Below are 21152 nucleotides of genomic sequence, written 5' to 3' on the forward strand. Positions count from 1 at the left end.
GAAACCAGGGGAACTTCATGCGTATAACGCTCGACACGATGCGCGCGGCCGTCGCCGACCTCCTCGACGAACCGCCCGGCGCCATCGGCGACCAGGACGACCTGACCGCCCTGGGACTCGACTCGATGGCCATCATGACGCTCGCGGCGCAATGGCGCCGCGAGGGCGCCGACATCCGCTTCGGCGATCTGGTGGAGCACCCCCGGCTCGCGCAGTGGTGGGCGCTGGTGGCACGGAGCCCCGGCCCGGCCGCCGATGCGGCCGAACCCCCCGCCGGCGGCCCGCTCACCGCCCCCGCCGACGAGTCCGCCGCGTTCCCGCTCGCCCCCATGCAGCACGCCTACTGGGTGGGCCGGGCCGACGGCCAGGTCCTTGGCGGGGTCGGCGGCCACTTCTACTTCGAGTTCGACGGACCCGCCCTGGACCCCGACCGGCTGGACACGGCGGTGCGCGCCCTCACCTCGCGGCACGCCATGTTCCGCGCCCGCTTCCTGCCCGACGGCACCCAGCGCATCACCGAGGCGCCCACCGGCCTGACCGGCGTGCACGACCTGCGCGCCGAGGACGCCGGGCGCGCCGCCGCCGAACTGGACCGGCTGCGCGCCGCCCTGTCCCACCAGCGCCTGGACGCCGCCGCCGGCCCCCTGCTCGACGTACGCCTGACCCTGCTGCCGGACGGCACGAGCCGGCTGCACCTGGACGTCGACATGCTGGTGTGCGACGCGATGAGCTTCCGCATCGCGCTCGCCGACCTCGCCCGGCACTACGCGGACCCCGCCTGGCAGCCCGGACCGCTCGGCTACAGCTATCCGCGCTACCTGGCGGACCGCACCGCCCGGCCGCCCGCCCACCTCGAACGGGACCGCGCCTACTGGGCCGGCCGGCTGCCCACGCTGCCCTCCGGGCCCCACCTCCCGCTGGCCGGGCCACCCGAGCGGCTGCGCCGGCCCCGCACCGGCCGCCGCACCCTGTGGCTGGCACCCGAGCAGCGCGCACGGCTCACCGACCGCGCCCGCAAGCACGGCCTGAGCCCGGCGATGGCGCTGGCCGGCTGCTACGCCGAGGTGCTGGCCACCTGGAGCGCGGAGAAACGCTTCCTGCTCAACCTGCCGCTGTTCGACCGCGAACCGGTCCACCCGGACGTCCCCGCGCTCGTCGGCGACTTCACCAACCTGCTGCTGCTCACCGTGGACGCCACCCGCGAGGAGTCCTTCGCCGACCGGGCCCGCCGGCTGAACGCCGAGTTCCGCGAGGCCGCCGCGCACAGCACCTGCCCCGGCACCGACGTCCTGCGCGACCTGGCCCGCACCCGCCCCGGCGCCGCGGTCGCGCCGGTGGTCTTCACCTCGGCGCTGAGCATGGGCGAGTTGTTCGGGCCGCGGACGCGGCGGGCGCTGGGGGAGCCGGTGTGGCTCAGCTCCCAGACACCGCAGGTCTGGATGGACCTCCAGGTCGTCGAGGAGGACGGCGGCATCAGGATCATCTGGGAGGCCGTCGAGGACCTGTTCCCCGCCGGACTGCTGGACGACATGGCCGGCGCGCTGAGCCGGCTGCTCGACCACCTGACCGCACCGGACGCCGACTGGACCGCGCCCCTGCCCGACCTGCTGCCCCCGGCCCAGCGGACGGTCCGGGCCGCCGTCAACGCCACCGACCGGCCGGTGCCCGCGCACACCCTGCACGAACCGTTCTTCGCCCTCGCCCGGCAGGAACCGGACCGGCCCGCGCTGCTGTGGGCGGACGGCTCCCTGACCCGCGCGGAACTCGCCGGCCGGGCCCTCCGACTCGCCGGGCTGCTGCGCGACCGCGGGGTGGCCCCGGGCGACCCGGTGATGATCACCCTGCCCAAGGGCCCGCGGCAGATCGTCGCCGTCCTCGGCGTCCTCGCCGCCGGCGGCACCTACGTCCCCGCCGGCATCGACCAGCCCGCACCGCGCAGGCGGCGCATCACGGAGTCCTGCGGCGCCCGCCTGACGGTCACCGAGGACATCCTGGAGGAGGCCCGCACGGCGACACCGCTGCCCGGGCCCGTCCCCGTACCGCCCGAGCAGATCGCGTACGTGCTCTACACCTCGGGGTCCACCGGCGAACCCAAGGGCGTCGAGGTGCCGCACCGCAGCGCCGTGAACACCGTGACCGCGCTCGACGAACGGTTCGGCCTCGGACCGGACGACCGCACCCTGGCCGTGTCGGCACTCGACTTCGACCTGTCGGTGTACGACATCTTCGGCCCGCTGTGCGCGGGCGGCGCGGTGGTCTGCGTACGCCAGGAGGAACGGCGCGACGCGCGGGCCTGGCTCGATCTGGTCCGGGGCCTGGACGTGACCGTCGTCAACTGCGTCCCCACCCTGCTGGAGATGCTGCTGGAGGCGGCCGAGGGCGCCGGCGCCACCGCCGGGGTCCGCGTCGCGCTGCTCGGCGGCGACCGGGTCGCCCCCGACCTGGCGGCACGCGCCCGCGGGATCTTCCCCTCGGTGCGCTTCGCGGGCCTGGGCGGCACCACCGAGACGGCCATCCACTCCACCGTGCAGGAGGTCACCCGGGCCCCCGCGCACTGGGCATGCGTCCCCTACGGCGTCCCGCTGCCCGGCCAGCGCTGCCGGGTCGTCGATCCACGCGGCCGGGACTGCCCCGACCAGGTGCCCGGCGAACTGTGGATCGGCGGCGCGTCGGTGGCCCGCGGCTACCGGGGCGACCCGGAACGCACCGCCGACCGGTTCGTGGAGTACGACGGGCTGCGCTGGTACCGCACCGGCGACCTGGCCCGCTATCTCCCCGACGGCACCCTGGAGTTCCTGGGGCGCGCCGACTTCCAGCTCAAGGTGCGCGGCCACCGGATCGAGCCCGGCGAGATCGAGACCGCGCTGCGGGACCACCCGGCGGTGAGCGCCGCCGCCGTCGTCGGCGTGGGGGAGCCCGCCACCCGGCTGGCCGCCGCCGTCGTCGCACGGGAGCCCGCGCCGGACGGCACCGGGGAGTCCGGTGCGACGCCCGGCCTGCTGCGCGACCACCTGGCCGACCGGCTGCCGCCCGCCATGGTCCCGGACGTGATCACCGTCCTGGACGCGCTGCCGCTCAACATCAACGGCAAGGTCGACCGCGGCGCCCTGCGCGACCTGCTCGCCCGCGACGAGCGCGCCACCGCCGCACACGAGCCGCCGCGCGGCGTCGTCGAGAGCCAGGTGGCCGAACTCTGGGGCGAACTGCTCGGCGTGCGGGGCGTCGGACGCGACGACGGCTTCTTCGCCCTGGGCGGTGACAGCCTGCTCGCCACCCGCCTGCTGACCCGGCTGCGCGCGGCCGGACTGCACGGCGCCGACCTCGGGCGGCTGTTCACCGCGCCGATGCTGCGCGACTTCGCGGCCGGCCTGCACCTGGGCCGCCCCACCAGCCTGCCCCCGGTCACCCCCGACCCCGCCGCCCGCCACGAGCCGTTCCCCGCCACCGACATCCAGCGCGCCTACTGGCTCGGACGCGGCACGGACTTCACGCTCGGCGGCGTCGGATCGTACTGGTACTGGGAGTTCGACGGCCGGGACGTGGACCTCAAACGGCTGGAGGACGCCTGGAACCGGCTCGTCGAGCGGCACGAGATGATGCGCGCGGTCTTCGACGAGGACGGCAACCAGCGCATCCTCGAACAGGTCCCGGCCTTCGCCTTCGACGTCACCGCCGCGCCGCCCGGCCACGCCGCGGAGGCGCTGCGCATCCAGCGGGCCGCCCTGGACCACCGGGTGTTCGACGTGACGCGGTGGCCGCTGTTCCACATCGCCGCCACCCGCTACGACGGCGACCGCACCCGGATCGCGTTCGGCTTCGACTACATCGTCCTGGACGCGCTGAGCATCATGACCATCTTCTGGGAGCTGTCCCGGCTGTACGAGGACCCCGCCCGCGCACTGCCCTCGCTGGACGTCTCCTTCCGGGACTACATCCTGCAGGCGTCCCCCGACCCCGAGGAGGTCGCCGCCGACCGGGCGTACTGGACCGGGCGGCTGCCCGAACTGCCGCCCGCCCCGGCGCTGCCGCTGGCCGTCGCCCCCGAACAGGCCGGCCCGCCCCGCTTCACCCGGCGCGAGTTCTTCCTGCCGCCGGATCTCTGGCAGGCGCTGACCGGCACCGCCCGGGGCTGCGGCCTGACCCCGTCGGCGGTGCTGGCCGCCGCCTTCGCCGACGTGCTGTCCGCCTGGAGCGCCCAGCCCGACGTCACCGTGAACCTGACCCTGTTCGACCGGCGCGAGGTGCACCCCGACATCAACAACATCGTCGGTGACTTCACCTCCCTGCTGCTGGTGGGCCACCGGCCCGAGGACGGCGACGGCTGGGCGGACGCGGCCCGCCGCTTCCAGCAGCAGATCTGGGAAGGACTCCAGCACAGCTCGGTCTCCGCGCTGTGGGTGCTGCGCGAACTGGCCCGCCGCACCGGCACCGCCGAGGCGGCCATGCCGGTCGTCTTCACCAGCACCCTGGGCGTCTCCGACCGGCTCGCCGACCTGACCATGCCCTTCGGGGAGCAGGTGTACGGCCTCTCCCAGACCCCCCAGGTGTGGCTGGACTGCCAGGTCGTGGAGCGCGACGGCGGGATCGCGGTCAACTGGGACGCCGTCGAGGAACTGTTCCCCGCCGGGCTCCTGGACACCATGCTCGGCGCCTACCAGCGGCACCTGACCGCGCTGGCCGGGACCGACTGGCGGCGGCCCGTCCCCGTGGCGCTCCCCGCGGACCAGGCCCGCGTCCGCGCCGAGGTGAACGCCACCGGCGCCCCGCTCAGCGGACGGCTGCTGCACGAGCCCTTCTTCGCACAGGCCGCCGACGCACCCGGCCGGCCCGCGCTGCTGTGGCGCGACGGCCGCCTGGACCACGGCGAACTCGCCGGCCGCGCCCTGCGGGTGGCCGGCGCGCTCACGGCGGCGGGCGTACGGCCCGGCGACAGTGTCGCGATCGTGCTGCCCAAGGGACCCGAGCAGATCACCGCCGTGCTCGGCGCCCTCGCCGCCGGCGCCTGCTACGTGCCGGTCGGCGTCGACCAGCCGCCCGTCCGCCGCACCCGCATCCTGCGCCGCTCCGGTGCCGCGGCCGTCCTCACCGACGCGGACCTGGCCGCCGGCGCCGACTGGCCGGACGGCATCGCCGTGCTGGACGTACGGCAAGCCCGTACGCACGCCACCGCCCTGGCCGCGCCGGTCGCCGTGCCCGACACCGCGCTCGCCTACACCATCTTCACCTCCGGCTCCACCGGCGAGCCCAAGGGCGTGGAGACCACCCACCGCGCCGCCCTCAACACCGTCGAGGACATCGACGACCGCTTCCGCGTCGGGCCCGACGACCGCGTGCTGGCCCTGTCCGCCCTCGACTTCGACCTCTCCGTCTACGACATCTTCGGCCCGCTCGCGGCCGGCGGCGCCCTCGTCCTGGTGGAGGAGCGCGACCGCCGCGAACCGCACCGCTGGCTCGATCTGGTGCACACCCACCGCGTCACCGTGTGGAACACGGTCCCGGCCCTGCTCGACATGCTGCTGACGGCCGCCGAGGGCGCCGCCGGAGCGGAGGGAGCAGGGGGCGCAGGGGGAGCGGAGGGAGGGGAGGGCGCCGGGGGAGCGGGCGGGAACCCGCTTCAGCCGCTGCGCCTGGCGCTGGTCTCCGGCGACTGGGTCGGCCTGGACCTGCCGGGCCGGCTGGCCGCCCGCGCCCCGGACTGCCGGCTGGTGGCGCTCGGCGGCGCGACCGAGGCCGCCATCTGGTCCAACGCCCACCCCGTGACCGGGCCGCTGCCCGACTGGCCGTCCATCCCGTACGGCCACCCCCTGCGCAACCAGTGCTTCCGCGTCGCCGACCCGGCGGGCCGCGACCGCCCCGACTGGGTGCCGGGCGAGCTGTGGATCGGCGGCGAGGGCGTGGCCCGCGGCTACCGCGGCGACCCCGACCGCACGGCCCGGCAGTTCGTCACCCACGACGGGCTGCGCTGGTACCGCACCGGCGACCTCGGCCGGTACCGGCCCGGCGGCATCCTGGAGTTCCTCGGCCGCGCCGACCAGCAGGTCAAGATCCGCGGACACCGCATCGAACTCGGCGAGATCGAGGCCGCCCTGCACGAACTGCCCGGCATCGCCCGCGCCGTCGCCTGCGTGGTGGGGGAGCGGCCCAGGCACCGGATCGTGGCCTTCGCCGTACCGGACGGCGAACCACCGCAGGCCGTGGCCCTGCGCGCCGCCCTCACCGAACGACTGCCCGGCTACATGATCCCCGAACGGGTCCGGCTGCTGGAGCGCATGCCACTGACCGCCAACGGCAAGGTGGACCGCGGCGCCCTCGCCGCCCTCCTCGACGAGGAACCCGCCCCGGCCGACGAAGCACCCCAGGGAGAGCAGGAGAGCGCCCTCGCCGCGCTCTTCGCCGAACTGCTGGGCACCGACCGCGTCGGCCGCACCGAGAGCTTCTTCGCCCTCGGCGGCGACAGCCTCACCGCCACCCGGGCCACCGAACGGCTGTGGCACACCACCGGCGTCCGCCTCACCCTGCGCGAGTTCTTCTCGGCGCCCACCGTCGAGGCCCTCGCCCGTCTCATCGAGCACCGGCGCGCCGAGAGCGCCCTGATCCCCATGGAAGAAGGAGTGCTATGAACCTGGCCGGGCTCCTGGCCGAACTGGAGGCCAGCGGGATCGAGTTGTGGGAGGAAGCGGGCACCCTGCGCTTCCGCGCCCCCCGCGGCGCCCTCACCGCGCAGCGCCGCGCCCTCCTGAAGGACCACAAGGACGAGGTGCTCGACCTGCTGAGGGCCGGCGACGAACGCGTCACCGTGACCGCCCGCCCCGCCGAACGGCACACGCCCTTCCCGCTCACCGACGTCCAGACCGCCTACCTCCTGGGCCGCCGCGACGTCTTCGACTACGGCTCGGTCGCCTGCCACGCCTACGGCGAACTGCGGTTCGCCGCCCTCGACCCGGACCGGCTGCAAGCCGCCTGGCAGGCGCTGATCGACCGGCACGACATGCTCCGCGCGATCGTCGAGGACGAGGGCGCCCAGCGCGTCCTCGACTCCACCCCGCCCTACCGCATCGCGGTCACCGACCTGCGCACGGCGGACGAGACCGGGACCCGGACGGCACTGGCCGAGGTGCGCGAGGAGATGGAGCACCAGGTGCTGCCCGCCGGCACCTGGCCGCTGTTCGACCTGCGGATCAGCCTGCTGCCCGACCACGCCCTGCTGCACCTGTCGATCGACTTCCTCATCGCCGACTACATCTCCCTGCACCTCCTCCTCGACGAACTGCGCACCCTGTACACCGACCCGGACGCGGTCCTGCCCGAACTGCCCATCACCTTCCGCGACTACCTGCTCGCCGAACGCCGGCTGCGCCAGGGCCCGCGCCGCGAACGCGACCGCGCCTACTGGCTGGACCGCGTCGATGACCTGCCCCCGGCCCCGGCGCTGCCGCTGCGCGAGGGACGCAAGCGGGGCGGCCCGGCCCGGTTCGCCCGCCACCGGCTCACCCTGGAGCCCGAGCGCTGGCAGGAACTGCGCCGCCGGGCCGTGTCCCGCGGCCTGACCCCCTCGGGCGCCGTCCTGGCCGCCTACGCCGAGGTGATGGGCCGCTGGAGCGGACGCGACCGCTTCACCCTCGACCTCACCCTGCTCAACCGGCTGCCCCTGCACCCCCAGGTCGGCTCCCTCGTCGGCGACTTCACCTCGGTGGAACTGCTCGCCGTCGACCGCCGCCGGGGTACGACGTTCACCGAGCGCGCCACCGCCGTGCTGGAGCAGCTCTTCGAGGACCTGGACCACCGGCTGTTCACCGGCGTCGAGGTGCTGCGCGAACTCGCCCGCCGCCGCGGCCAGGAGGCCGCCCTGATGCCGGTCGTCTTCACCAGCGCCATCGGCCTGCGCGACCAGGAGGCACCGCGCGACCAGAAGGCACCGGGCGGCCCGTCGCGCACCGCCGGCACCGGCGGCGCGGTGCCCGACGGCGAACTCGTGCACGGCATCAGCCAGACCCCGCAGGTGTGGATCGACTGCCAGGCCATGGAACGCGGCGGGGCCCTCGACATCAACTGGGACGTCCGCGAGGGCGTCCTGGACGAGACGGTCGTGGCCGACATGTTCGCCGCCTTCCAGGACCTGCTCGACCGCCTCGCCGCCGACGAGGAGACCTGGACCTCGCCCGCGCCGCTGCGGCTGCCCGCCGCCCAGCAGGAACGCCGGGAGAAGGCCAACGCCACCGACGCGCCGCTGCCCGAGGCGCTGCTGCACGAGGGCCCGCTCGCCGCCGCGCTGCGCACCCCCGACGCGCCCGCCGTCATCAGCGGGTCCCACCGGCTGACCCACGGCGAACTCGCCGCCCGCGCCGCCGCCGTCACCCGCGCCCTCACCGAGGCCGGCTGCGCGCCCGGCGACCCGGTCGCCGTCGTCGCCGACAAGGGCTGGGAACAGGCGGCGGCCGTCCTCGGCGCCCTGGCCGCGGGCGCGGTCTACGTCCCCGTCGACACCCACCAGCCGGCCGCGCGCCGGGCGAGCATGCTGCGCGACGCACAGGTCCGCCACGCCCTGGTCCGCTCCGGCACCGAGCCGCTGCCCGAGGGGATCACCGCGATCGCCGTGGACACGCTCCCGGCCGAGCCCGCCCCCACCCGGCTGCCCGCACGGCTGCGCACCCCCGACGACCTCGCCTACGTCATCTACACCTCCGGCTCCACCGGCAGCCCCAAGGGCGTGATGATCACCCACCGGGGCGCGGTCAACACCATCGAGGACATCAACCACCGCTTCGCCGTGGGCCCCGAGGACCGCGTCCTGGCCCTCGCCAACCTGGGCTTCGACCTGTCCGTCTACGACGTCTTCGGCGTCCTCGCGGCCGGCGGCTGCCTCGTCCTGCCCGACCCCGGCCGCCGTGCGGACCCCTCGCACTGGACGGCGCTCCTGGCCGAGCACGACGTCACCCTGTGGAACTCGGTGCCCGCCCAGCTCCACATGGTCAACGAGTACCTCGCCACCAGCCCCGTCCCGCTGCCCCGCCTGCGCCTGGCGCTGCTGTCCGGCGACTGGATCCCGGTACGGCTGCCCGACAGCATCCGCGCCAAGGTGCCCGGGCTGCGCGTGATCTCCCTCGGCGGCGCGACCGAGGCGTCCATCTGGTCCATCCACCATCCCGTCGACGGCCCGGTCCCCGAGGACCAGCCGTCCGTTCCCTACGGCCGCCCGCTGGCCAACCAGCGCTTCCACGTCCTGGACGCCGGCTTCGAGCCCTGCCCCGATCTGGTCGCCGGCGACCTCTACATCGCCGGTGCCGGACTCGCCGCCGGCTACCTGCACGACGAGGAGAAGACCGCCGACCGCTTCGTACGGCACCCGCGCACCGGCGAACGCCTGTACCGGACCGGCGACCTCGGCCGCTGGCTGCCCTCCGGCGAGATCGAGTTCCTGGGCCGCAACGACCGGCAGGTCAAGATCCGCGGCCACCGCATCGAGGCCGCCGAGGTCGAGGCCGCCCTCCAGACCCACCCGGCGGTGGCCGCGGGCGCGGTGATCGTCGACGGCGAACCGCCCCTGGAACGCCGCCTCGTGGGCTTCGCCCAGACCGCCCGCACCGGGCCGGGACCGGCCGGACCGGCCGACGGCGCGCTGGTCGCGGCCGTCGCCGAGGAGGGCGAGGAGATCCGCTCCGGCGTGGACGCCGAGGGTGTCGTCCTCTTCGCCCGGCACCTGGACGAGGCCGCCCTGCTCGCCATGATGGACGTCCTGCAGAACAGCGGCCTCTTCCCCGACGAACACACCCGCCACCCGCTGCCCGAGATCCTCGCCGCCGCCAAGGTCGCCCCCAAGCACCACCGCCTGGTACGCCGCTGGCTCGCCGCCCTGGTCCGCGAAGGACACCTGGAGCACCGGCCGCAGGACGGCTACCGGGCCCTGCGCCGCGCCGCACCCGGCGCCGTCGCCGAGGCGTGGCGGCGGGTGGACGCCGCGCTGCCCTCCGCCCAGGACGGCTCCCAGCTCCTGCACTACTTCCGCACCGCCACCGCCCACCTGCCGCAACTGCTGCGCGACGAACAGGACCCCGTGCAGCTGCTGTTCCCCGAAGGCAGCATCGACATCCAGGAAGCCGCCTACACCCAGGGCTTCCTCAACTCCTACCTCAACCGCATCGCCACCTCGGTGGTGCGCCGCATCGCCGACGACCACGCCCGGCACGGCACGGTCCGCGTGCTGGAGGTCGGCGCCGGAGTGGGCGGCGTCAGCGTCGAGGCGGTGCCCCGGCTGGCCGGCACCGACTGCTCCTACCTCTTCACCGACGTCTCGCAGTTCTTCCTCAACAAGGCCGCCGAACGGTTCACCGACTTCCCCTGGGTGCGCTACGCCCTGTTCGACATGAACGAGGACTTCCGGCCCCAGGGCGTCGAACCCAACTCGCTCGACCTCATCCTGTGCGGCAACGTCATGCACTACTCCCGCAACGCCACCACGGTCCTGGACCGCATGCGGCAGATGCTGGCCCCCGACGGCTGGCTCGTGTTCATCGAGACCACCCGCGACAACTACCAGATCCTCACCTCCATGGAGTTCCTCTTCGACGCCACCGCCGGCGACTTCGAGGACGTACGCCACGGCAAGGACCAGACCTTCGTGACCCGGGACCAGTGGCTCGACCTGATCGCCGGGGCCGGCGGCGAGACCGTGCTCTGCCTGCCCGGCACGGACGACCCGCTCGCGGCCATCGGCATGCACGTCTTCGCCGTCCGCTTCAAGGCCGACCGGGCCCGGACCACCCCCGCGCAGCTCTCCGCGCACCTCGCCGAACGGCTGCCCGAGGAGATGGTCCCCGCCCAGATCCAGATCGTCGACGAACTCCCGCTCACCGACAACGGCAAGGTGGACCGGCGCACCCTGCGCACCTGGCTCACCCCGCGCCGCACCGCCGAGCAGGCCCGCAGCGCGGACCCGCAGCCGATGACCGACCTGGAGCAGCGCGTCACCGCACTGTGGTGCCGTGTCCTGGACACCCCCGCCGTGGGCCGCGACGACACGTTCTACGAGGCGGGCGGCGACTCCCTGCTCGCCGCCCAGCTCGTCGGGGCGCTCCGCGAGGAGATCCCCGAGGCCGAACACGCCCTCTTCGACGAGCTGCTGCGCGAACTCCTCGACGGCGCGAGCGTCCACCGCCTCGCCCAGACCCTCACCACCACCACCACCGATCCGGAGCCCGCCGCCACGCCCCAGGCCGCCGCACCCGCCGCGCCCGCGGCCGTCCCCGCCGCCGGCGACTCCGGCGACCGGCTGTGGGCGGTGTTCCGCGAGGGCTTCCCCGCCGGGCCCGTCCACCAGGACCTGTGCGACCTGCTGGAGGAGACCGGACCCCTGCTCGACGCCTCCGCCGCACACCCCCTGGGCGCCCACCTCGACGCCGCCCCCGACACCGTCATCGAACGCGTCGCCCACGAACGGGCCCGGCTGCTGCGCGCCACCGGACACACCCGGTTCCGCCTGGTCGGCGCCCACAGCGGAGCCCTGCTCGCGGCCGAGACCGCCCGGCAGCTCACCGAGGGCGGCGCCGACGTCGAGCTGACCGTCATCAGCAGCTACCCGCTGCCCGCCACCGTCGAGGACCCCGTCCTCGCCGCCTGGCTCTTCGCCCTCGGCAGCGGAGCGGACCCCGGCGCCCTGGGCTGGCCCGACGAGCGGGCCACCGGCGCCGCCCTGGCCGCCGTACTGGCCGAGACCCCCGGCAGGGTGCCCGCCGGCGCGCTCGCCGCACTGAACGGCGACCTCGCCGCCACCGCCACCGCGTTCGCCCGGCTGGCGGCCGTCCCCGCCGAGGAACGCTGGGCGCGTCTCGCCGAAGCCCTGGGCAGCAGCACGGAGGCGGTCCGCGACCGGTACGCCGCCCACCGCCTGCTCGCCCGCGCGGCGGCCGGCCACCGCCCCGACCCGTACACCGGGGACATCACCCTGCTCCTGCACCGCGACGACACCCCCCTGTGGCCGTCCCTGGCCGCCGACGCCACCCGCTACTGGGACGAGCTGTGCCTCGGACGGTTGCGGACCCGGCCCGTCCCGGGCGACCACTTCAGCTGCCTGTCCGCCCGGCACACGGCCGAACTGGCCGCCGCCCTGACCGCTCCCGCCACCCGACAGGAGGGCACCCGGTGACCCCCACCCTCGCCGTCCTCGGCGGCTACGGCGCCGTCGGCGCGGTCGCCGCCCGCGAACTGGCCGCCGCCCACCCCGAGGCACGCGTACGCGTCGGCGGCCGCCGCGCCGACGAGGCGGCCGCCTTCGCCGCCCGGCTCGGCGACCGGGCCGAGCCCCGCGCCGTGGACCTGACCGACCCCGCCTCACTCGCCGCGTTCTGCGCCGGCAGCACCGTCGTCGTCAACTGCGCGGGCCCCTCCTACCGCGTCCTGGACACGGTCGCCGAGGCCGCGCTGGCCGCCGGCGCCGACTACGTGGACGCGGGCGGCGACGAACCCGTGCACCGCGCCCTGACCGACCGCGACCCGGCCGCGCACGGCCGCGCCGCCGTCCTCACCGCCGGCATGATGCCCGGCCTCACCGGGCTGCTGCCGCGCTGGCTCGCCGCCCAGGGCATCGACACCCCCGAGCGGCTGGTCGGCTACGTCGGCACCATGGACCGGCTCACCCCGGCCGGCGCCGGCGACTACCTGCTCAGCCTCGGCGGCGCCTACGGCGAGGCCCAGTCCGCGTGGCGCGGCGGCGCCCGCGTGCTGCGCGTCCTGCAACCGCTCAACGACACCGAACTGCCCTTCTTCCCGGGCACCGTCAGCGCCTACCCCTACCTCAGCTACGAGGTCGAACGGCTCGCCCGCGACCTCGGCCTCGCCACCGTCGACTGGTACAACGTCTTCGACGGCGGCTCCCGGATGCTCAAGACGCTCGGCCGCCTCCAGGGCGCCATGACCGGGCAGAGCGCCCTGGAGCCCGCCGCCCGCGAACTCATCGAGGCGGCCGCGCTCGACCTGTTCGGCCGGGACCCCTACCAGCTGTTCGCGCTGGAGCTGACCGGCCGCAGCGCGGGCCGCGAGACCGTGCGCGCCCTGGTGCTGCGCGGCACCGACACCTACGAGCTGACCGGTGCCGTCGCCGCCCTCGCCACCAGCGCGCTGCTCGCCGGACAGGTGCCCGCCGGCGTCCACTACGCCGCCGAGGTGCTCGACCCCGGCCCCGTCGTCGACCGGCTGCGGACCCTGCCGGCCGTGACCTCGCTGGACCTCTTCGACCGCCCGCTGGACGAGGTCGCGGCCCCGGAGGAGGGCGAACTGTGAGCGGCCGGCGGCCCCGGGTCGTGGTGGCCGGCACCAAGTTCGGCAGGGTCTACCTCGCGGGGACCGCCCGCCCCGACTCCCCGTACGAACTCGCCGGCGTGCTCGCCCGGGGCAGCGAGCGCTCCGCGCGCATCGCCCGGCACTACGGCGTCCCCCTGTTCACCGACCCCGAACAGGTGCCCAAGGACGTCGAGGCCTGCTGCGTGGTGGTCGGCGCCGGCATCAACGGCGGCCCGGGCGCCCGCCTCGCCGGGCAGCTCATGGCCCGCGGCCACCACGTCCTGCAAGAACACCCCCTGCACGCCAGGGAACTGGCCGACTGCCTGCGCGCGGCCCGCGAACACCGGGTGGTGTACCGGCTGAACAGCCACTACGTGCACGTCGAGCCGGTACGGCGGTTCATCGCCGCCGCCCGCCGGCTGCTGGCCGGGCAGCGGCTGCTGCACATCGACGCCGTCTGCGGCTTCCAGGTGCTGTACACCCTCTTCGACATCCTCGGCCGCGCCCTGGGCGGCGTCCGCCCCTGGGGATTCGCGCAGTTGGGCGACCTGCCGCCCGAAGTGGCGGACCTGGCCGGCGCACCGCCCGTGTACCGCGGCCTGGACGGGGTGCTCGCCGGGGTGCCGTGCACACTGCGGCTGCAGAACGACATGGACCCCGCCGACCCCGACAACCACATCCACCTCTTCCACCGCGTCACCCTGCACACCGAGGGCGGCCACCTCACCCTGCTCAACACCCACGGCCCCGTCCTGTGGAGCCCCCGCCCGTACATGCCGCAGGACATGCGCGCGACCGTGCGCATGGAGGAGTCCGGGGCACCCTGCTTCGGCTACCCCAGCGCCGAACCCCTCGGCCCCGCCGCCGGCCCCGACCAGCGGCACATCCTCGGCGAACTGTGGCCCGAGGCGACGGCGGCCGCCCTGCGGGCACTGCGCGAGGACATCGAGGACGGCACCGACCCGGGCCGGGACGGCCAGTACCACCTCACCCTGAGCCGCCTCACCCGCGAGGTCACCGACCGCTTCGGCCCCGTACGCCTGCACCGCGGCACCCCCGCCCCCCAGGTGCTGCCCGCCACGGCCCTCACCGACGACGCGCCGCGACCGGGAGCCCGCCCATGACCGCCGACCCGGACCTGTGGTTCCGCCGCTACTGGCCGCGCCCGGCCGCACGGCGCCGGGTGGTGTTCCTCCCGCACGGCGGCGGCTCCGCCAGCTTCTACCGGGGCATGGCCAAACGCGTGCTGCCCGCCGCCGAACCGATGATCGCGCAGTACCCCGGCCGCGAGGACCGGCTGGAGGAACAGCACATCACCGGGATGGCCGAACTGGCGGACCGGATCAGCGCCGCGCTGCTGCCCCTGCTCGACCGCGAGTTCGTGCTCTTCGGGCACAGCATGGGCGCCTCCGTCGCCCACGAGGTGGCGCTCCGGCTGGAACACGGGCACGGAGTGACCCCGGCCCTGCTGTGCCTGTCGGGCCGGCCGGCCCCCCGCCATCACAAGCCCGGCGACAAGCACCTCGACGACGAGGCCCTGTGGGAGGACCTCGCCCGGCTCGGCGCCACACCGCCCCTGCTCCTTGCCAACCCGCAGGTCCGCAGGACCGTCCTGCCCACCCTGCGGGCCGACTACCGGCTGGTCGAGCGCTACCGGCCGGACACCGCGGGACCCCTGCTGTCCTGCCCCGTCGCCGCCTGCGTGGGCGACGACGACCCGGAGGTCACGCCCAAGGAGGCCGAGGCGTGGCAGGAGGTCTCCCGGGGCGGCTTCACCTTCCGCCTCTTCACCGGCGACCACTTCTACTTCCGCGGCCAGGAGGACGACCTCGTGCACTGGCTGCTCACCACAACGGACCGGGAGGCCGCATGATCGTCAGGCCCGTCGTCGAGGCGTACGCCGAGGCGCACTCGACGGGCGAACCGCCCGGACTGGCCGCGCTCGCCGAGGAGACCCGCGGCCTCTGCGAGGTCCCGCAGATGATGGTCGGCCCGATGCAGGGCCACCTGCTCGCCCTGCTCGTCGGCATGCTGCGCGCCCGCGATGTCCTGGAGATCGGCACGTTCACCGGCTACTCGGCCCTGTGCATGGCGGCCGAACTCCCGCCCGACGGCACCCTGGTGACCTGCGAGGTGGACCCCGGGCACGCCGCGATCGCACGGCGCCACTTCGCCGCCTCGCCCTACGCCGACCGCATCGAACTGCGGCTGGGCCCGGCGCTGGAACAGCTCAAGAGCATGGAAGGGCCCTTCGACTTCGTGTTCATCGACGCCGACAAGCAGGGCTACGCCGACTACTACGACGCGGTGCTGCCCCGGCTCTCCGAGACCGGGGTCATCGCCGTCGACAACGTCCTCCAGTTCGGCGGCGTGGCCAACCCCCTGGACGACAAGCCCGACACCGTGGCCCTGCGGGCGTTCAACGACAAGGTACGGGACGACCCCCGGGTCGAACAGGTGATGCTCACGGTACGGGAGGGCATCACCCTGATCCGCCGGGTCAGGGCCCGCTGAATTACCCGATCCGGTCCCGGAGAAAGTTTCTTTTTGAACTCTGAAAGATTGTGCCGGTGACGGTGGACCGGGCCATAGGCTCCCGATGACGGGCGACAGCAAGCGGAAACCGCAGACACCGAACCGCGGAAGAAAGCGAGCGGAATTCCCCTCATGAGCCTGCACGACAAGACCTTCCTCGTCACCGGCGCCGGCAGCGGCATCGGGCGCGCGGTGGCACGGCGGCTGTTCGACGAGGGCGCCCACGCCGTCCTGGTCGGCCGGCGCGCCGCGGCCCTGCGCGAGAGTGCCGAGACGGCGAAGGACGGCCAGGCACTCGTGCACCCGGCGGACATCGCCCGCCCCGCCGCGGCCGCCGGCGCCGTGCAGGCCGCGCTGGAATGCTTCGGCGCACTCGACGGCCTGGTCAACAACGCCGGACTGGCCCGCTTCGGCCCGCTGGCCGACGCCGATCCGGACGACCTGACCGCCATGCTCGACGTCAACCTGCTGGGCCCGGTCCACCTGATCCGGGCCGCCCTGCCCACCCTGCGCGCCGGCGGCGGATGCGTCGTCAACGTCTCCTCCGTCGGCGGTGTCCTGGCCATGCCCGGCCGGGCGGTGTACGGCGCCTCCAAGGCCGCCCTGAACAGCCTCACCCGGTCCCTGGCCCGGGAACTGGCCCCGCTCGTCCGGGTCAACGCGGTGCTGCCCGGCCCGGTCGACACCCCGATGTACGACGATCTCGGACTCGCCCCCGAACAGGTCGCGCGCCTGCGTGACGACATGGTCGAGAGCACCCCGCTCGGCCGCTTCGGAACCCCGGACGACGTCGCGTCCTGGGTGTGCCGGCTGCTCGACGAGGAGACCGCCGGATGGGTCACCGGCGCCCTCATCCCCGTCGACGGCGGCCGCACGTCGTAATTCCCGATTCCCGCCACTCGATTCCGTACCGCAGCCCGGCGCAGGTCGAAAGTCACGACGGTGCCGGAAAAGGCCGAGGGAGAAAAAGAATGAGCACCGAAGAGATTTCCACCGTCTACGGCCGTGAGGAATTCAAGCGCGTCGACGTCGGCGCCGTCATGCGCGAGGGCCACCCCGACATCAGCGACGGCGACCAGCTCATCGTCGAGCTGGTGGCCAAGAAGCGGGAAGCGGCCGGGCGCCCGCTGACCGTCATCGACGTGGGCTCCGGGTCGGGCGTGCTCTCCGAGCTGATCGCGCAGCGGCTGCCCGACTGCCGGGTGATCGCCAACGAGATCGCCCCCAACCCGGCCCGCCAGGCCCGCGAACGGCTGGCCGCGCACCCCCGCGCCGAGGTCTTCACCGAGTCCTTCACGGACTGGAAGGAACCGCTCGACGTCATCATCTCCTGGGGCAGCCACCACCACCTCCCGCACAGCCACCTCCAGCACGTGCGCGACCTGCTCACCGAGGGCGGCGTCCTGATCCTCGGCGACGAGTTCTGTCCCGAGTACTGCACGGACGAGGACGCCGAACGGCTGAAGAACGCGGAGGTCATCGAGCTGGGCGGCGGCTACCTGCTCGCCAGCCGGGAGGAGATCGAGGCGTACCGCCGGGACAGCACCGTGCCCGAGTGGTCCAAGGTCCTGGAGGACCGCCGCCGGCGCACCCTGTGGAACTGGTACAAGTTCGTCATCGACCACGCCATCGAGCGGGACTACTGGCAGGTGGCCATCGCCGAGATGCAGATCACCAAGGACGACATGGTCACGTCGTTCGAGGAGGAGCACAAGCTCTCCCCGCTCATCGTCGAACACGAACTGGCCGTCAATGGCTTCGAGCAGGCCGCCAAGCACGTCATCGGCGACCGGCCCGCGGAGCTGCAGAGCTTCTTCGTCTACGAGTTCGTACCGGGCGCCGCGCCCGCCGGCGCCGACGGCGAGCGGTGATGGGCCCCGTCCCGCGCGCCGGCACCATCCCCCCGTCCTGCCTGCACGCGGTCTTCCGCGCCGCCGAGGACCGGGAACGGGCGACCGGCCGGCCCGTCGTCAAACTGCACGTGGGGGAACCGTACTTCCCGCCGCCGCGCGAAGTCGCCCTGGCCGTGGAGCACGCCGTGCACGACGGCCGGACCGCCTACACCTCGGCCGAGGGCATGCTCGCCCTGCGGGAGGCGCTGGCGGTCCGGCTGGAGACGGAGAACGGCCACCGCACCAGCGCGGACCGGGTGTTCGTGACCCCGGGCTCCTGCCAGGGACTCGCCGCCCTGTTCCAGTCGCTGGCCCGGCCGGGCGACGAACTGCTGATGCCGGAACTGCACTGGCCGATCCACCTCCAGCAGGTCCTCCTCGCCGGATTCCGGCCCGTCTTCTATCCGCTCGGGCCCGGCTACCGCCCGGACCCGGAGGCCCTGCGCGCCGCCGTCACCCCCCGCACCCGGGTCGTCCTGGTGAACTCGCCGGCCAACCCGACCGGCGCGGTGCTGGGCGCCGAGGCCCTGCGGGACATCCTGGAGATCGCCCGCGCACACGACCTCCAGATCATCAGCGACGAGGCGTACGAGCACTTCGTCTACGACGGCGAGCACGTCTCCTTCGCCTCCCTGGAGAGCGGCGTCCCCGAGGAGGAACGGCGCGTCTTCAGCACCTTCACCTTCTCCAAGAGCCTGGCGATGACCGGATACCGGCTGGGGTACGTGGTGACGCCCAACGCCACCGCCGCGCACGCCCTGCGCGTGGTGCAGGAGGCGAGCATCATCGGCCCCTCCACCCCGGTCCAGTACGCCGGCCTCACCGCGCTGAAGGCGCAGGACGCCGCACGGGCCAACGCCCGCATGGTCCAGGCCAACCGCGACCGGGCGCTGCCCGCGCTGCGCGAGGCGGGACTGCTCGCCGAACTCCCGCAGGGCGGCTGGTACGCCGTGCTCGACATCGGCTCCACCGGCGTCGACGCGGAGACCTTCGCCGCCGGCCTGCTGGAGACCCACGAGGTGGGGGTGGCGCCGGCCGCCGGGTTCGCGCTGCGGCCCGTACTGGCGGACGACGGCCGGGTCCTGTCGGCCGACCCCGCCCGCGAGGCCCGCACCCTGATCCGGCTCGCGTTCTGCGGCGACCCCGACGAACTCGACACCGGGGTCGCCCGGCTGCTCGCGCACGCCAGGGAGCTGCGCTCCCGGGGCGGATCACCGTGAGCGGACAGGACTACGCGGGGTATCTGCGCCTGGAGCGGCTGCTGTCGCTCCAGGAGCCGCTGTCCCCGGCCGGCGAGGACACCGCCACCGGTTCGGCCGAACTGTTCTTCATCGTGGCCCACCAGACCAGTGAGCTGTGGCTCACCCAGGCCCTGCACGACCTGGACGCGGCGACCGAGGCACTGGTGTGCGCGGACGCGGGAGCCGCGCCCGACGACATCGAACAGGCGCTGGAGCACGTGGACCGGGCCGTGGCGGTGATGGGCCTGCTGGGGGACACGCTGCGCGTCCTGGAACGGCTGCCGGTCCGGCGCTTCGCCGCGTTCCGCCCCCGCCTCGGCACCGCCAGCGGAGCCCAGTCGCGCAACTTCCACGACCTGGAGGTGCGGCTGGGCACCGCCGACGCGGGGGAGGAGAGCCCGCTGTACCGGGCCTTCCTCAAGGCGCTCGCCGCGCGTGGCACCACGGTGGAGGAGGTCTGCCGGCTCGGCGCGTCCGGGGCCGGCGCGCCGCACCGCCTGGCGGAGGCGCTGCTCGACCTCGGATACCGCTTCTGGCAGTGGAAGGTCGCCCATCTGGTCCTGGTCGACCGCACCCTGGGCGGCCTGTCCGGCACGGGCGGCACCACGGGCGCCGGGTACCTGCTCACGCGGGCCCGGATGCCCTTCCCGGAGCTGCGGTCGGCGCGTGAGCGGCTGCACGGGCCCGACTCGGGCGGCTGAACGAAGGCGGCGAGCCGAGACGGAGAGCCGAGACGGAGAGCCGAGACGGAGAGCCGGAGTGGAGGGCCGGAGTGGAGGGCCGGGGCGGACGGGGCCCGCGACCGTCCGCCGACGGCTCTCGCGCCCCCGTCCGTGGCGTCCGCCGGGCGACGCGCGGAGGCGCCCGGGCGCCCGGACGATGAGAGAATGACCCGGTGGAGTTGCGTCAGGCATGTCACGCGGCCGGCATCGGCGTGGTCGCCGCCAGCGAACACACCGGCCCGCCCCGCCCGCACAGGGCCGTTCCGGCCCTGTCGTCCCGCCTGGTCGTCAGCCTCGGGGCACCCATCGACGTGCGGTACGGCGACGAGACCCGGCGCATGCAGGCCGTGGTCACCGGCATGATGCGGCCCGGCACGGCCACCCCCGTCCTCGCCCTGCTGCCCCACCAGCCGATGGTGTACGTCGAGCTGTCGCCGCTGGCCGCGCAACGGCTCATCGGAGTGCCCCTCAGCGAAGTGGACGCGGGCGGTGTCGGCGCCGAGGCCCTGCTGCCGTGGATGAGCCGGCTGGGCGAGGAACTGGCGGACCACCCGGCCGGCCTGCGGGCCGCGCTCATGCGGCGCCGGCTGCTCGAACGCCTCGACGGGGCCACCCGGCCCGGCGTGTCCCCGTACGCGGTCGAGGCCCTGAAGATCATCCAGGCCGGGCACGGACAGGTGCCCGCCGAGGACGTCGCACGGCGGGTGCACCTGAGCCCGCGCCGGCTGCGCCAGGTGATGCACGACGCTGTCGGGATCGGCCCGAAGTACGCCTCACGCGTCGCACGGCTGGCGGCCGCCGTCCGCCGGGCCGGCGCCGGGGCCGACTCCTGGGCCCAGGTCGCGGCCGAGAGCGCCTACCACGACCAGAGTCATCTGGTGCGGGACTTCCACGACCTCATGCGGACGACACCGACCGCGTGGCTCGCGGAGGAAGGCCGAAATCTACAAGGCTGGAGGCGCCCTACGCCGTGATCATCGAGCCATGACCGGTGAACTCCAGCCCAAGCTGCTCGTCTCCGACGCCGACGCGGCGATCGACTTCTACACCAAGGCCCTGGGCGCCGACCTGACCTCACGGGTGGCCGACGACCAGGGAATCGTCATCCACGCCGAACTCACCCTGGGCGGGGCGTCCTTCGCGCTGGCCCAGAGCGTCGACGAGTGGGGCTGGCTCGATCCCGTGTCGGTGGGCGGCTCACCCGTCCTCCTCATGATCGACCTGCCCGACCCGGGCGCGACGGCGGACCGCATGGCCCAGCTCGGTGCCCACATCGTGATCCCGGTGGAGGACCGCCCCTACGGCAAACGCCAGGGCAGGGTGAAGGACCCGTTCGGACACCTGTGGGTACTCAGCGGGGACCTCGACTAGCACACTGGGCACTGCGGGCACTGCGGGCACTGCGGGCACTCCGGCACCGACAGGCGCCGGATGTCCCGGCACCGTTCGTACCGGTACCCGCCGTCCCGGCACCGGAGACTCGGTCCACC

At 74.4% G+C, this 21152-nt stretch carries 12 protein-coding genes; all 12 read left to right on the forward strand.

What is annotated here, in order from left to right; all coding sequences use genetic code 11:
* Positions 1-17 precede the first annotated feature (17 nt).
* The 12 genes from ABZ858_RS06980 (at position 18) to ABZ858_RS07035 (ending at position 21033) form a co-directional block, all read left to right on the forward strand.
* Entirely contained in the window at positions 18-6620 is a 6603-nt protein-coding gene (locus ABZ858_RS06980) for an amino acid adenylation domain-containing protein (protein ID WP_361373498.1), read from the forward strand.
* Entirely contained in the window at positions 6617-12139 is a 5523-nt protein-coding gene (locus tag ABZ858_RS06985) for an amino acid adenylation domain-containing protein (RefSeq protein WP_361373500.1), read from the forward strand. The genes ABZ858_RS06980 and ABZ858_RS06985 overlap by 4 nt, the downstream gene beginning before the upstream one ends.
* Positions 12136-13272, forward strand: coding sequence for a saccharopine dehydrogenase NADP-binding domain-containing protein (locus ABZ858_RS06990; RefSeq protein ID WP_361373502.1), 1137 nt, complete (start codon positions 12136-12138; stop codon positions 13270-13272). The genes ABZ858_RS06985 and ABZ858_RS06990 overlap by 4 nt, the downstream gene beginning before the upstream one ends.
* Positions 13269-14396, forward strand: a complete 1128-nt coding sequence (locus ABZ858_RS06995; protein WP_361373504.1) for a Gfo/Idh/MocA family oxidoreductase — start codon at positions 13269-13271, stop codon at positions 14394-14396. The genes ABZ858_RS06990 and ABZ858_RS06995 overlap by 4 nt, the downstream gene beginning before the upstream one ends.
* Positions 14393-15145, forward strand: a complete 753-nt coding sequence (locus ABZ858_RS07000) for an alpha/beta fold hydrolase (protein WP_361373506.1) — start codon at positions 14393-14395, stop codon at positions 15143-15145. The genes ABZ858_RS06995 and ABZ858_RS07000 overlap by 4 nt, the downstream gene beginning before the upstream one ends.
* Entirely contained in the window at positions 15142-15786 is a 645-nt protein-coding gene (locus ABZ858_RS07005; protein WP_361373508.1) for a class I SAM-dependent methyltransferase, read from the forward strand. The genes ABZ858_RS07000 and ABZ858_RS07005 overlap by 4 nt, the downstream gene beginning before the upstream one ends.
* Before the next feature lie 153 nt (positions 15787-15939).
* Entirely contained in the window at positions 15940-16689 is a 750-nt protein-coding gene (locus ABZ858_RS07010) for a glucose 1-dehydrogenase (protein WP_361373510.1), read from the forward strand.
* A gap of 89 nt (positions 16690-16778) precedes the next feature.
* Positions 16779-17678, forward strand: coding sequence for a class I SAM-dependent methyltransferase (locus ABZ858_RS07015; RefSeq protein ID WP_361373512.1), 900 nt, complete (start codon positions 16779-16781; stop codon positions 17676-17678).
* Positions 17678-18919, forward strand: coding sequence for a pyridoxal phosphate-dependent aminotransferase (locus ABZ858_RS07020; protein ID WP_361373514.1), 1242 nt, complete (start codon positions 17678-17680; stop codon positions 18917-18919). The genes ABZ858_RS07015 and ABZ858_RS07020 overlap by 1 nt, the downstream gene beginning before the upstream one ends.
* Entirely contained in the window at positions 18916-19641 is a 726-nt protein-coding gene (locus ABZ858_RS07025) for a tryptophan 2,3-dioxygenase family protein (protein WP_361373516.1), read from the forward strand. Before ABZ858_RS07020 ends, ABZ858_RS07025 begins: the two co-directional genes overlap by 4 nt.
* A gap of 194 nt (positions 19642-19835) precedes the next feature.
* Complete coding sequence (locus tag ABZ858_RS07030; protein ID WP_361373518.1) at positions 19836-20636, forward strand: helix-turn-helix domain-containing protein; 801 nt, start codon at positions 19836-19838, stop codon at positions 20634-20636.
* A gap of 10 nt (positions 20637-20646) precedes the next feature.
* Positions 20647-21033 (forward strand): VOC family protein, encoded by a 387-nt coding sequence (locus ABZ858_RS07035; RefSeq protein WP_361373521.1) that lies wholly within the window; start codon positions 20647-20649, stop codon positions 21031-21033.
* The last annotated feature ends 119 nt before the right edge of the window (positions 21034-21152 follow it).

Origin of the sequence: Streptomyces sp. NPDC047017, assembly GCF_040644175.1 — a bacterium.
Lineage (GTDB): Bacteria > Actinomycetota > Actinomycetes > Streptomycetales > Streptomycetaceae > Streptomyces.

Coding starts and splice junctions, on each gene's coding strand:
- ABZ858_RS06980 (WP_361373498.1), top strand. CDS start 18: ATGCGTATAACGCTCGACACGATGCGCGCGGCCGTCGCCGACCTCCTC.
- ABZ858_RS06985 (WP_361373500.1), top strand. CDS start 6,617: ATGAACCTGGCCGGGCTCCTGGCCGAACTGGAGGCCAGCGGGATCGAG.
- ABZ858_RS07000 (WP_361373506.1), top strand. CDS start 14,393: ATGACCGCCGACCCGGACCTGTGGTTCCGCCGCTACTGGCCGCGCCCG.
- ABZ858_RS07005 (WP_361373508.1), top strand. CDS start 15,142: ATGATCGTCAGGCCCGTCGTCGAGGCGTACGCCGAGGCGCACTCGACG.
- ABZ858_RS07010 (WP_361373510.1), top strand. CDS start 15,940: ATGAGCCTGCACGACAAGACCTTCCTCGTCACCGGCGCCGGCAGCGGC.
- ABZ858_RS07015 (WP_361373512.1), top strand. CDS start 16,779: ATGAGCACCGAAGAGATTTCCACCGTCTACGGCCGTGAGGAATTCAAG.
- ABZ858_RS07020 (WP_361373514.1), top strand. CDS start 17,678: ATGGGCCCCGTCCCGCGCGCCGGCACCATCCCCCCGTCCTGCCTGCAC.
- ABZ858_RS07035 (WP_361373521.1), top strand. CDS start 20,647: ATGACCGGTGAACTCCAGCCCAAGCTGCTCGTCTCCGACGCCGACGCG.